This window comes from Neorhizobium sp. PAMB6716 (assembly GCF_058242805.1).
This window is the reverse complement of sequence record NZ_CM177835.1, coordinates 3,080,342-3,093,677: the sequence shown is the minus strand read 5'-3', so window position 1 is coordinate 3,093,677 and position 13,336 is coordinate 3,080,342. Positions and strand designations below refer to the sequence as shown.

General features: G+C 60.6%; 12 protein-coding genes. 8 read left to right on the top strand and 4 right to left on the bottom strand.

The features are described from left to right. Positions 1–2: 2 nt before the first annotated feature. Genes AC4CWH_RS15055 through AC4CWH_RS15045 form a run of 3 tightly spaced genes read right to left on the bottom strand, consistent with a single transcriptional unit; the run spans position 3 to position 2,176 of the window. A complete protein-coding gene (locus AC4CWH_RS15055) occupies positions 3–1,256 on the bottom strand; it encodes an aminopeptidase (protein ID WP_491319365.1) in 1,254 nt (417 codons plus the stop codon). A gap of 59 nt (positions 1,257–1,315) precedes the next feature. Beyond that, a complete protein-coding gene (gene ybaK, locus AC4CWH_RS15050; protein WP_491319364.1) occupies positions 1,316–1,795 on the bottom strand; it encodes a Cys-tRNA(Pro) deacylase in 480 nt (159 codons plus the stop codon). A gap of 30 nt (positions 1,796–1,825) precedes the next feature. After that, on the bottom strand, positions 1,826–2,176 hold the full coding sequence (locus AC4CWH_RS15045; protein WP_491319363.1) for an ArsC family reductase: 351 nt from the start codon (positions 2,174–2,176) through the stop codon (positions 1,826–1,828). Between the two features lie 171 nt (positions 2,177–2,347). Between AC4CWH_RS15045 and AC4CWH_RS15040 the strand changes: the two genes are divergently transcribed. Further along, positions 2,348–2,515 (top strand): hypothetical protein, encoded by a 168-nt coding sequence (locus AC4CWH_RS15040; RefSeq protein ID WP_491319362.1) that lies wholly within the window; start codon positions 2,348–2,350, stop codon positions 2,513–2,515. Between the two features lie 103 nt (positions 2,516–2,618). Here the strand turns inward: AC4CWH_RS15040 and AC4CWH_RS15035 are convergent, their stop codons facing one another. Continuing rightward, positions 2,619–3,671, bottom strand: coding sequence for a LacI family transcriptional regulator (locus tag AC4CWH_RS15035; RefSeq protein ID WP_491319361.1), 1,053 nt, complete (start codon positions 3,669–3,671; stop codon positions 2,619–2,621). Positions 3,672–4,084: 413 nt separating this feature from the next. On the opposite strand from AC4CWH_RS15035, the gene AC4CWH_RS15030 reads away from it, so the two are divergent. The 7 genes from AC4CWH_RS15030 to AC4CWH_RS15000 all read left to right on the top strand — a co-directional run bounded on the left by AC4CWH_RS15030 (position 4,085) and on the right by AC4CWH_RS15000 (position 13,293). Beyond that, a complete protein-coding gene (locus AC4CWH_RS15030; protein WP_491319360.1) occupies positions 4,085–5,320 on the top strand; it encodes an ABC transporter substrate-binding protein in 1,236 nt (411 codons plus the stop codon). 234 nt (positions 5,321–5,554) lie between these two features. Then, a complete protein-coding gene (locus tag AC4CWH_RS15025) occupies positions 5,555–6,517 on the top strand; it encodes a carbohydrate ABC transporter permease (protein ID WP_491282851.1) in 963 nt (320 codons plus the stop codon). Further along, positions 6,510–7,454 carry a carbohydrate ABC transporter permease gene (locus AC4CWH_RS15020; protein WP_491319359.1) on the top strand — a complete coding sequence of 315 codons (945 nt, stop codon included), beginning with the start codon at positions 6,510–6,512 and terminating at the stop codon, positions 7,452–7,454. Before AC4CWH_RS15025 ends, AC4CWH_RS15020 begins: the two co-directional genes overlap by 8 nt. A 5-nt stretch (positions 7,455–7,459) precedes the next feature. Beyond that, positions 7,460–8,548, top strand: a complete 1,089-nt coding sequence (locus AC4CWH_RS15015) for an ABC transporter ATP-binding protein (protein ID WP_491319358.1) — start codon at positions 7,460–7,462, stop codon at positions 8,546–8,548. A gap of 241 nt (positions 8,549–8,789) precedes the next feature. Next, a complete protein-coding gene (locus AC4CWH_RS15010) occupies positions 8,790–11,228 on the top strand; it encodes a beta-mannosidase (RefSeq protein ID WP_491319357.1) in 2,439 nt (812 codons plus the stop codon). Between the two features lie 42 nt (positions 11,229–11,270). Further along, positions 11,271–12,032: a sugar phosphate isomerase/epimerase family protein gene (locus tag AC4CWH_RS15005; RefSeq protein WP_491319356.1), complete on the top strand. Its 762-nt coding sequence runs from the start codon at positions 11,271–11,273 to the stop codon at positions 12,030–12,032. 127 nt (positions 12,033–12,159) lie between these two features. Further along, positions 12,160–13,293, top strand: a complete 1,134-nt coding sequence (locus tag AC4CWH_RS15000) for a Gfo/Idh/MocA family protein (RefSeq protein WP_491319355.1) — start codon at positions 12,160–12,162, stop codon at positions 13,291–13,293. Positions 13,294–13,336: the final 43 nt, after the last annotated feature.

Below are 13,336 nucleotides of genomic sequence, written 5' to 3'. Positions count from 1 at the left end.
GCTTACGCCCATTCGCCCTTGCGCATGACTGGCACCTTCGTGCCGTCGGCGCGAAGACCGTCGATGTCCACCTTGTCGGAGCCGATCATCCAGTCGATGTGGATGAGCGAGGAATTTCCGCCCTGTGCCTTGATCTGGTCGGGTGTCAGCGAGGCTCCGTCGAGGAAGCATTTGGAATAACACTGGCCAAGGGCGATGTGGCAGGAGGCATTTTCGTCAAACAGCGTGTTGTAGAAGAGCACGCCGGAGGCCGAGATCGGCGAGGAATGCGGCACCAGCGCCACTTCACCCAGGCGACGGGCGCCTTCGTCGGTATCGAGAACCTTGTTCAGCACGTCCTCACCCTTCGACGCTTTCGCCTCAACGATGCGGCCAGCCTCGAAACGCACCTGGATATTGTCGATCAGCGTGCCCTGATGGGAGAGCGGTTTTGTCGAGGAGACATGGCCTTCCACCTTCAGCGCATGCGGCGTGGTGAACACTTCTTCCGTGGGTATATTGGGGTTGCAGGTGACGCCGTTTTTCGCCTTGGAGGCGCCGCCATGCCATTCATGGCCGTCGGCGAGGCCAACCGTCAGATCCGTGCCAGGGCCGGTGAAGTGGAGGGCGGAAAAGCGCTCGCCATTGAGGAAGCTCGAACGCTTCTTGAGGTTTGCATTGTGTTCGCTCCAGGCGGCAATCGGGTCCGGCGTGTTGATGCGCGAGGCGGAAAAGATCGCTTCGGCCAGCGCCCGCACGGCCTCCTGTTCGGGAAGATCCGGAAAGACCTGACGTGCCCAGGCCGGGTTCGGATAGGAGCAGATGTGCCAGTTGATGTCGAAGTTGGAGATCTTTTCGAGCGCCGGCTTGTAGGCGATGGAATTGGCCTTGTTGGCGCGCGACACCTTGTCCGGATCTTGGGAGGCCAGCATCATCGGGTTGTCGCCGGAAATCGCAAGGCGCGCCGCACCCCCGTCATAGGCCTTCGCCATGCCCTCATAAAGCCAGCCCGACGCCTTGTCGAAACTGGTATCCGGCGCATGGGCATACCGCGCAAGGGTGGTTTCCTCGTCGGAATAAAAGGTGGTGACGAGGCCGGCGCCGGCCATATACGCCTGTTTGGTGATGAAGCGCACCAGCGGCAGGGCGGCAATCGGCGCGGTGATGATGAGATCCTGGTTCTTCTGCAATTGCAGCCCGACCTTGACGGCGACCTCTGCCAGCTTCTCCAGCTTGACCGGGTCGATGGCGCTGTTGATATCGAAATTCTGGGTCATGATCTGCCTGTTCTCAGGGTTTTACGGAATAGGATATAAGGCCGGAGATGGTGCGTCGCTCATCCCTCGGCAACGACGGAGGCGATAATGGCGTTCAGAACCGCTTTCGCATCCGACGGCGAAAGGCGCACCTGCAGCCCGCGCTGACCGCCGTTCATGTAGACGAGCGGTTCCTCCATGGCGGCGGCCTCGATGGCGGTTGGCACCGTTTTTTTCTGGCCAAACGGGCTGATGCCGCCGACAACGTAACCGGTTGCCTTTTCGGCCGCTGCCGGCTTCATCATGGCAGCGGATTTTCCACCAAAAGTGGCCGCAAGCTTCTTCATCGACACTTCGCGATCCGAGGGCACCACGACGCACACCGCTCTGCCATCCACTTCCGCCATCAGCGTTTTCAAGACGCGATGCGGTTCCTCGCCGATGGCTTCGGCCGCCTGAAGGCCGATGCGCTCGGCGTTCGGATCGTACTCATATGTGTGGACGGTGAAAGAGACGCCGGCTTTGGCAAGCGCCTGCGTGGCGCGGGTGGTTTTGGACATGGCAGGATCGCTGGTTTTCTGAAGGCGGGATCAGGGTTTTGACAAGAGCGCTGCATAGGTTTCAGGCTTGAAGCCGACGGTCAAGACACCTTCGCCCTGCAGCACCGGCCGCTTGATCATCGAGGGCTGCGTCAGCATGAGGTCGATGGCCTTTTCACGGGTGAGATCGGCCTTGTCGGCCTCATCGAGCTTGCGAAACGTCGTGCCGGCGCGGTTGAGTACGGTCTCGAAGCCAAGCTTTTCCGTCCAGCCCTCCAGATGCGCGCGATCGATACCTTGCGTCTTGTAGTCGTGGAACTGATAGGCGACGCCTTTTGCGTCCAGCCAGGCGCGGGCCTTCTTCATCGTGTCACAGGCCTTGATGCCGTAGAGGGTGATCATCGTTTTCTCCGGGTTGGACAGCTGCGTTCGGTGCGCAAATGTCTACAAAAATGCCAAATGGTAAAGCCTTGTTCATCCGGCATGCGAGTGCTGCATGGCTCCCATCCTCTCTTGTGCGTTGCAGCGAAGGGGAGGTGCTCCCATATTGGGGTCATCACAAAGGAGATGAACATGTCTACGAATTTGAACAGCATGCGCGGTGGCTTCATTGGTCGTGCCATCGCTGTTTTCGGTGCAGCCGCAGCCGCTTCCGCCGCCGTTGAAGGGGGTCGCAAGCCTCAGTCCCGCGATCTGGTAACGCTCGGCATCGACCCGAAGGCGTTCGACCGCATGGCCTGATGCCGAGGGGGCGGGCCATGGCACTCTTGAGTGTCGGCCCACGCCCCGGCTTATGCGGCGTCGTCGCGCCGTGATGAAGGACTGCCCGATAGGATAAAGGCGCCTAATCCTTCGGCGCCATGTCCGACCAGACCGGCCGGCTGACGCTTTGCAGAAGCTCCGGCGCCACGCCGTCGATACGGGCGATGACCGCCTTGGCCAGTTCCCGTCCGGCCTGGCGTACATCTTCGTTGATCGTGTAAATTTCCGGGCGGATCCAGTTTAAAAATTCCGCCGACTGTTTTGACACCATATCGACATTTTCACCCAGCTTGGCGCCCGCGGCTTCAAGCCCCGCGACAAGTGCAATGGCGGAACTGCCGCTGATTGTCACTATACCATCCGGCGGTTCGCTCGAGGCCATCAGCGCCTGCATATGGGTGCGGATCGTATCGAGAGGCGCCTCGCTGGTGAGGCGACCCATGGCCACTTCCGTCGCGCCGAACTGCGCAAGGCCTCGCTCGAAACCGATGCGGGTGTGCAGGTAATAAGAAAGCTTTGCCGGGGGCGCTAGAAGCGCGATGCGGCGCCGGCCCTTGGAGGCGAGCTTTTCCACCGCCTGAAAGGCAAAGCTTTCATTGTCGAAATCATGAAACGGATGGCAGATACCCATATCCGTTCGGCCATGGGTGGCGAAGGGGAAATTGCGCTCCGTCATCAGCGCCACGCGCGGATCGTCAGGGGCGGTGCGCGAAATGATCACGCCATCGGCCGAACCGGTGTCGAGAATGTAGCGCACCGGTGCCATCGGGTCCTTCTGGTGGGCATGCGGGGTCAGCACCAGATGATATTGCGTGCCGGCCAGAACCTCGGAAATGCCGAACATCATCTGGCTGGTGAAGCCCATCAGCTCCTCTTCGATGCTCAGCACCAGTGCGATGACATTGGTCTTGCCGGTTCGGAGGCGCACACCGGCGCGGTTCGGCTGGTAACCGAGCTGGGCGGCCACAAGGCGCACGCGCTCTTTCGTGTCGGCGCCGATATCGGGTGCATCCTTCAGCGCCCGCGAAACCGTGGTAATGCCGAGCCCGGTCATATAGGCGATCGTCTTCAGCGTCGGGCGCCCGCCACCGGCAGCACTCCGCTCGGCATTCTTGGTAACAATACTGTCGTTCATGCACATCCATCCGGTTCAGGCGCGCGACTATAGCGGTCTTCGTAGTCCCTGGAAACGAATGCCTCCTCCTGGCCGGAGATTTTCCGGAGACTGAAACTGTAACGTTACAGGAAAAATGTCGAGGCCTTTTTTACCACCGGACGCTGTCGGATTGCGCGACGGTTGTACAACGCAGGCGCGGTATTTATTTTGCATCTGCGAAAAGAAGGAAACGCATTTTTCCGATAAGATCGCAAAATACCTTCAATAAACGGCCCTTATCAGTCTTTTTCGCACCTGCTCAATACCATCTAAGGCACACCCATTGGTTGTTTCGTCGGAATAGATGAAAAAATCCCGCCGATGCCGGTTGCAAGCGTTCTGATATTGTCATAGGTTTTTTTACGGCAACGTTTCAGTGAGGGAGGAGACTCATGAGTATGCGTGCATTAAAGGCCATTCTCGTGGCAAGCGCGATGGTACCCGCCACCTATGCAGGGGCTGCGGACCTGGAAGTCACCCATTGGTGGACCTCGGGAGGGGAGGCCGCGGCGGTGAAGGAGCTGGCCAAGGCGTTTGACGCCACCGGCAATAAATGGGTCGACGGCGCGATTGCCGGATCCGGCGGCACCGCCCGCCCGATCATGATCTCGCGCATCACCGGCGGTGACCCGATGGGTGCCACCCAGTTCAACCATGGCCGACAGGCCGAGGAACTGGCGCAATCCGGCCTGATGCGTGACCTGACGGCGGTTGCCGAAAAGGAAAAGTGGAAGGACATCATCAAGCCGTCGAGCCTGCTCGACAGCTGCACGATTGATGGCAAGATCTATTGCGCGCCGGTCAATATCCACTCCTGGCAGTGGCTGTGGCTGTCCAACGCCGCCTTCAAAAAGGCCGGTGTCGCGGTGCCGAAAAACTGGGACGAGTTCGTCGCAGCCTCTCCGGCGCTCGAAAAGGCCGGCATCATTCCGCTTGCCATCGGCGGCCAGCCCTGGCAATCGACCGGCGCCTTTAACGTTCTGATGATCGCCATCAGCGGCAAGGACGTGTTCCAGAAGGTGTTTGCCGACAAGGACGCCAAGGTGGCGGCCGGGCCTGAAATCGCCAAGGTGTTCAAGGCTGCTGACGATGCGCGCCGCATGTCCAAGGGCAGCAATGTTCAGGACTGGAACCAGGCCACCAACATGGTCATCACCGCCAAGGCTGGCGGCCAGATCATGGGTGACTGGGCGCAGGGTGAGTTCGCGCTCGCCAACCAGACAGCCGGCGTCGATTATACCTGCCTGCCGGGTCTCGGCGTCAACGAAGTCATCTCCACCGATGGCGATGCCTTCTACTTCCCGCTTCTGAAGGACGAAGCCAAGTCCAAGGCGCAGGAAGTGCTGGCCTCTACCATTGTCAGCCCGGCCGTGCAGGTGGCGTTCAACCTGAAAAAGGGTTCGCTGCCGATCCGTGGCGATATCGACCTTGCAGCCGCCAATGACTGCATGAAGAAGGGTCTGGAAATCCTTGCCAAGGGCAATGTGGTGCGCTCCACCAACCAGATGATGTCGGCCGACAGCCAGAAGCAGCTCGAGGATCTTTTCTCGGAATTCTTCGCCAAGTCCTCGATGACCCCGGACGCCGCGCAGAAGCGGTTTGCCGAGATCATTGCCGCCGCCGATTGATCCCGTTCGTGCCGGCCCTCCTTAAGGGGGGCCGGCACGGCCCGCTTGCGCAAATGGCCTCGCACTGTGTGCGGCTTCACCCGCAGGTGCCAATCACAATCATCGACGTATGTGACATCGACGTGTTTGACCAACGGCTGTGCCCGTCATGGACGGGCCATCGCAACGGCGAAGCCTTGACCGGATGACGACCGCTTTGCCGCTGACGGCAGCCATTGAGAAGGAGGATGCCCCATGAGCACCCGCGCTGAGGCGCCCGGCCCGACCCATGCAAGCCAGAACCATGCAAGCCTGGCCCCTGCAAGGCCTGTGGCCCGCCGGCCCAACCAGCTTTTTCGAAACCTGAATTCCAAGATCGCCTCGATCCCGATGATCCTTGTCGCGGTCTGCGTGTTTCTCGGCGGTACGCTGTGGACGGTGCTGTATTCCTTCACCAATTCCAAGCTTCTGCCGCGCTTCAGTTTTGTCGGGCTCGACCAGTATTACCGCCTGTGGGATGCGCCGCGCTGGGTGATTTCCATCCAGAATCTGGCCATCTACGGCATTCTATCGCTGATTTTCAGCCTCGCCATCGGCTTTCTTCTGGCAGCCCTGATGGACCAGAAGATCCGTTTCGAAAACACGTTTCGCACGATCTTTCTTTATCCCTTTGCCCTCTCCTTCATCGTCACAGGCCTTGTCTGGCAGTGGATCCTCAACCCGGAATATGGCGTGCAGTCCATCGTGCGCAGCCTCGGCTGGGCGGATTTCACCTTCGATCCGCTCTATGATGCGAGCATCGTCATCTATGGCGTGCTGATCGCCGGTCTCTGGCAGGGAACGGGCCTTGTGATGTGCCTGATGCTGGCGGGGCTTCGCGGCATCGACGAGGATATCTGGAAGGCCTCGCGCGTCGACGGCATTCCGATGTGGCGCACCTATCTCTTCATCGTCATCCCGATGATGCGGCCGGTGTTCATCACCACGCTCGTCATCATCGCAAGCGGCATCGTCAAGGTCTACGATCTGGTGGTGGCGCAGACGAGCGGCGGTCCCGGCATCGCGTCCGAAGTGCCGGCCAAATATGTCTACGACTACATGTTTCAGGCACAAAATCTCGGCCAGGGCTTTGCCGCCTCCACCATGATGCTGCTGACCGTCGCCATCATCGTCGTCCCCTGGGCCTATCTGGAATTCGGAGGAAAGAAGCGTGGCTAATATTTCCACCCTCAACACCACCGCCGCCGGCATCGATGCCGTGTCCGACCGGGTCGGTTCCGGCCCAAGCGGCCGCAAGCCGCGCAAGGTCATCTCGCAGCGCAACATCATTCTTTACGGCCTCTTGGGCGTCGCGGCACTCTATTACCTCGTGCCGCTCTATGTGATGATCGTGACGTCGCTGAAGGGCATGCCCGAGATCCGCATGGGCAACATCTTTTCCCCGCCGCTGGAAATCACCTTCGAGCCCTGGGCAAAAGCCTGGGCGAGCGCCTGCACCGGATTGAACTGCGACGGCCTGTCACGCGGTTTCTGGAATTCGGTGCGCATCCTCGTGCCCTCCGTCGTCGTCTCCATCGCGGTTGCCTCCGTCAGCGGTTATGCGCTCGCCAACTGGCGCTTCAAGGGATCGGACGTGTTCTTCTCGATCCTCATCGTCGGCGCCTTCATTCCCTATCAGGTGATGATCTATCCGATCGTCATTCTTCTCAGGGAACTTGGCATCTACGGCACGCTGACCGGCCTCGTCATCGTCCACACCATCTTCGGCATGCCGATCCTGACGCTGCTTTTCCGCAACTATTTCACCTCGCTGCCGGAAGAACTGTTCAAGGCAGCGCGCATTGATGGCGCCGGTTTCTGGCAGATCTTCCTGCGCATCATGCTGCCCATGTCGCTGCCGATCTTCGTTGTTGCAATGATCCTGCAGGTGACCGGCATCTGGAACGACTTTCTGTTCGGCGTCGTGTTCACCCGGCCCGACAGCTATCCGATGACCGTGCAGCTCAACAATATCGTCAACTCCGTGCAGGGAGTGAAGGAATACAACGTCAACATGGCCGCCACGCTTCTGACCGGCGCGGTGCCGCTGATCGTCTATTTCGTCTCCGGCAGATTGTTCGTCCGCGGTATTGCCGCCGGCGCAGTAAAGGGCTGAACTCCATGGCCACCAGCGTTTCCATTCGCGATCTCTCGCTTTCCTTCGGTGCCGTGACGGTGCTGAAGGATTTGAACCTCGATATCCACGACGGGGAGTTTCTCGTGCTGCTCGGCTCCTCCGGCTGCGGCAAGTCTACGCTTTTGAACTGCATTGCCGGCCTGCTGGAGCCGACGGAAGGGCAGATCTTCATCAAGGACCGCAACGTGACCTGGGAAGAACCCAAGGATCGCGGCATCGGCATGGTGTTCCAGTCCTATGCGCTTTATCCGCAGATGACGGTGGAGAAAAACCTCTCCTTCGGCCTGCAGGTGGCCAAGATGCCGAAGGCCGATATCGACAAGCGCGTCGCCCGCGCCTCCGAAATTTTGCAGATCGGGCCGCTCCTGAAGCGCAAGCCGGCCGAACTCTCCGGCGGCCAGCGTCAGCGCGTCGCCATCGGCCGGGCACTGGTACGCGATGTCGACGTTTTTCTCTTCGACGAGCCGCTCTCCAACCTCGATGCCAAGCTGCGTTCTGAACTGCGCGTGGAAATCAAGCGGCTGCACCAGCAGCTGAAGAACACCATGATCTACGTGACGCATGACCAGATCGAGGCGCTGACGCTGGCCGATCGTATCGCCATCATGAAAAGCGGCGTCATCCAGCAGCTGGACGATCCGATCGTCATCTATAACCGCCCGAGAAACCTCTTCGTTGCAGGTTTTATCGGCTCGCCTTCGATGAACTTCTTGCGCGGGGAGATCAACGAGGTGAACGGCCAGCCGGTGTTTTCCACGCACGGCGTCAATTTCTCGCTTGCCGGTTATCAGGCATCGGAACCGCTCTCGGCCGGGCGCAAGGTGGTGCTCGGGGCGCGCCCGGAACATATCGCCATTGACAGCGATGTCATGGGCGGCGAGGCGCATGAGGCCGTCGTCGATATCGAAGAGCCAATGGGCGCCGACAACCTGCTCTGGCTGAAACATGCCGGCCACCTGATGTCCGTGCGCATCGGCGGCGCGCGCCGGTACGCGCCGGGCTCCAAGGTGCGCATGGCCTTCGACATGAGCATGGCCTCGCTGTTCGACGCCGAGACGGAAGACCGCATCTGATGCCTGTGCCGTGCAGACAGAAGGCCCTCTCTGGCCTGCCGACCCTCTCCCCCGCAAGGGGGGAGAACCGATGGGGCCGCCGAGCAATCCTTCCAATGACCTTTTGCCGGCATGAACCGGAGGAAACGGGGCGCTTTCGGGAATCTGTCTCCCCCCTTGTGGGGGAGATGCCCGGCAGGGCAGAGGGGGCTTTGGTGCGCCCTTATCTCCCTCCTGAAAGTGCAGCGGAGGCAAGAACCGCATGACCATGATCGATCTCTCAGGCACCTGGCGCCTGTCTTCTCTGGACGAGGAAACCACGGCCCTGATGCCGGTTCCCGGTGACGTGCATACGGCACTGAAGAATGCCGGGCTGATCGCCGATCCCTATGTCGGGCGCAACGAGCTGGATCTTGGCTGGGTGGCGCAAACCGACTGGCAGATCGAGCAGGATTTCCAGCTCACGGATGCAAGCGGCGACTGGTATCTCGATGTGACCGATCTCGATACGGTGGCGACCATCGAGATCAACGGGCAGGTGGTGCTTCAGGCCGATAACGCCTTTCGCCGTTACCGTCCGGATGTGACGCAGGCGCTGAAGGCGGGCGACAACCGCATCCGTATCGTGTTTTCATCCAGCATCCGCGAAGGGGCCGAGCGGCAGGCACGCCAGCCCTTCTACATTCCCTATTCCACCGCCAATTCGCCGATCCCCAACGGTAACATGCTGCGCAAGCCGCAATGCCATTTCGGCTGGGATTGGAATATTGCGCTGGCGCCGCTTGGGCTCTACGGCACGATTGCGCTGAAAAAGCTGGAGACGGCGCGCATCGAGCATGTGGTGACCCATCAGGTGCATGGCGAAACCGGTGTCGACGTGACGGTGACGGTGACGCTTTTTGCGCAAGCTCAAGGGTATGTTGCCCTTGTGCTGGAATTGGGCGAGGAACGGGTCAAACTCGATTGCGGGGTAAAGCCCGGCGAGACACAGGTCGCTTACGTCTTTCATATTGACGAACCGCGGCTGTGGTGGCCGGCTGGCAGCGGCGAACAGGCGCTTTATACGCTGACGGTGGAGAGCCCGAGCGAAACAATCACCCGCCAGATCGGCCTTCGCACGGTGGAGCTTCTGACCGACAAGGACGAGGCCGGCAGCCGGTTTGCCTTTGCAATCAACAACCGCGAGATTTTTTGCCGCGGGGCAAACTGGATCCCCGCCGATGCGCTGTTTTCGCTTACATCTGAGGCGAAGACGCGCGATCTGCTGCAATCGGCTGTCGACGCCAACATGAACATGATCCGCGTCTGGGGCGGCGGGTTTTATGAGGCCGACTGGTTTTACGATCTCTGCGACACCCTCGGCCTGATGGTCTGGCAGGACTTTCAGTTTTCCTGCAACCTCTATCCCTCGACGCCGGATTTTCTGCAGAATGTTGCAGCCGAGGTGGACTATCAGGTGCGCCGGCTCTCCTCGCATCCGTCCATCGTGCTCTGGTGCGGCGACAATGAACTGGTCGGCGCGCTGACCTGGTTCAAGCAATCCATCGAGAACCGCGACCGTTATCTCGTCTCCTACGACCGCCTGAACCGGGTGATCGAACAGGGTCTGGAAAAGGCCGCACCCGATGCGATCTGGTGGCCGTCGAGCCCCGCCTCCGGTTATCTCGATTACGGCGATGCCTGGCACGCGGATGGTTCCGGCGACATGCATTATTGGTCCGTCTGGCACGAAAACAAGCCGTTTGCGGAATACCGCAAGGTTCGCCCGCGCTTCTGCTCGGAATTCGGTTTCCAGTCCTATACGTCGCTGCCTGTCATCAAGACCTATGCCGCCGACACCGACATGAACATCGCCTCGCCCGTGATGGAGTGGCACCAGAAAAATGTCGGCGGCAATGAGCGGATTGCAGCGACAATGTTCCGCTATTTCCGGTTTCCGGAAGGTTTTGCCAATTTCGTCTATGTCTCCCAGGTGCAGCAGGCGCTCGCGATCCAGACGGCGGTGGATTACTGGCGCTCGCTGAAACCCCATTGCATGGGCACGCTCTACTGGCAGCTGAACGACACCTGGCCGGTCGCCTCCTGGGCAAGCCTTGATTACGGCGGCAGCTGGAAAGTGCTGCATTATCTGGCGCGGCGGTTCTTTCAGCCGGTGGCGGTGGCGGCGATCCCGTCCGAGGATGGCGCCGAGATCAGACTTTCGCTGGTGAACGATACGCTGGCCGACGTGACGGTGAGCCTTGCCCTGTCGCTGCTGACGCTTACAGGCGAACGGCGCGACCTTCTGTCGGTGGATGCGGTGGTCGGTCGGGATGCCGCGGTGACGGCGATCACCGTGCCCGCCCAAGATATTCCCGCCGATTGCCTGCTTGCCTGGCACTTTTCGGCCGGCAACGGCATGGGCGGCGAGGGGCATTTCGTGCCCGGCACCTACAAGGGGCTCGATCTTCAGCCAGCACAACTGACGCTCAGCGTTTCGCCGGCGCCGGAGGGCGGTTTTGATCTTCTGGTGCAATCGGATGGCCTGGCGCTCTTCGTGATGATCGAGACCGAAACGCCCGGCCGCTTCTCCGACAACGCGTTTGATCTGGCGGCGGGCGAAAGCCGGCGGATCACCTTTTCGCCCACCGCTTCCGAGGCGCTTTCGGAGGCTCCACACTTTCGCATCTATGACCTGCACTCGTCTTCGGTTGCAGGCTGAACCACACGTCAAGAAAAGGGCCATCCGGCCCGGGAGGATGACATGACCAAGCTCGGTTTCCAACTCTACAGCGCCCGCAACTTTCCCCCGCTCGTGGAAACGCTGTCCAAACTTTCGGCCGCCGGTTACGCGCATGTGGAAGGTTATGGCGGCATCTATGCCACGATGGACGATGCGGCGCTGAAGGCGCTGCGCGCCGATCTCGATACGGCGGGACTCACCATGCCCACAGGCCATTTCGGTTTGGACATGCTGGAAAAGGAACCGCAGCGGGCGCTGAAAGTGGCCGATACGCTCGGCATCAAGGCGATCTATTGCCCCTATCTGCTGCCGGACCTGCGTCCCACCGATGCCAGCGGCTGGTTTGCCTTCGGCCAGCGCCTGCAGGAAGCGGGAAAGCGGTTTCGCGATGCGGGTTACGTGTTCGGCTGGCACAACCATGATTTCGAGTTCAAGGCGCTTGCCGACGGTTCGACGCCGCAGGAGCAGATCTTTGCGGGCGGACCGGAGCTTTCCTGGGAGGCTGATATTGCCTGGGTGGTGCGCGGTGGCGCCGATCCCTTCGCCTGGATCGAAAGTTACGGAAAGCGCATCAGCGCCGTCCATGTGAAGGACATCGCACCCGCCGGCGAAAATGCCGATGAGGATGGCTGGGCCGATGTCGGCCACGGCACGGTGGCCTGGAAGGACCTGATGGCGGCGCTGAAATCGACGCCCGTCGAGTATTTTGTCGTTGAGCACGACAACCCGAACAATCTCGACCGGCTGATCACGCGCTCGATTGCGGCCTTCGACAGCTACTGACGATTTTTCAAGGGTTCGGGCCTTCAGGTCCGAACCTCTCCCGTCGAAATCTGCCGGCAGGACATTTTCAGGATCCCGTCCGCAGATGTTCCCCAGACACGCAATTCACCTTCATCCGGAGCGCCCCATGGCCAAGGAACTCGGTGTCGGCATCATTGGATGCGGCAATATTTCCACCACCTATTTCTCGCTTGCCCCGCTGTTCAAGGGCCTGAAGATTATCGCCTGCGCCGACATCAATCGCAGCGCCGCCGAACTGCGCGCCGAGGAATATGGCGTCGTGGCGCAGTCGATCGATGAACTTCTGGCAAACGATGAGCTGGATGTGATCGTCAATCTCACCATTCCCGCCACGCATTTTGCCGTGTCGAAGGCTATTCTTCAGGCGGGCAAGCACGTCTATTCGGAAAAGCCGCTGGTGCTGTCCTTGGAAGAGGGCGAGGAGCTGCGGGCGCTGGCGAAGGCGAAAAACCTTTCCATCGGCTGCGCGCCGGATACGTTTCTCGGCGGCTCGCACCAGCAGGCGCGGCAATATATCGATGAGGGCGGCGTCGGCCGCATCACGTCGGGCACCTGCCATGTGATGAGCCCCGGCATGGAAATGTGGCACCCGAACCCCGGTTTCTTTTTTCTCGCCGGCGGCGGGCCGATCCTCGATCTCGGGCCGTATTATATCGCCAACCTCATCAATCTCATTGGACCGGTGAAGCGGGTGGGGGCGCTCACCTCCATGGCAAACCCGACACGCACGATTTCCAGCCAGCCGCTGGCCGGTCAGCAGATCCCGGTGGAGACGCCGACCAATATCCATGCGCTGCTGGAGTTTGAAAACGGCGCGACGATCACGCTCTCGGCAAGCTGGGATGTCTGGTCGCACCGCCATGCCAATATGGAGCTTTATGGCACCGAAGGCTCGCTTTACGTGCCTGACCCGAATTTCTTCGGCGGCACGGTGGAGGCCTCGGGCCGCAACAAGGATATCCAGCCGCTGGAGGCCTGGGATCATCCGTTCGGCAAGGCGAACCAGGAAAGCCCGAACGGCCCGCGCGCCAATTATCGCACCGCCGGCCTTGCCGATATGGCGATGGCGCTGATTGACGGGCGCGATCCGCGTTGCTCGCTGGAACGCACGCTGCACGGTATCGACGTGATGACGGGTATTCTGAAATCCGGCGAGGAAGGGCGGTTTATCGACATGAGCACGACCTGCACGCAGCCGGCAGCACTGGGCATCGATGAGGCCCTGGCACTGCTGCGCTGACAGCGGACGCCGGCCGCGCCTTCGGGACGGGGCGCGGCCGGCC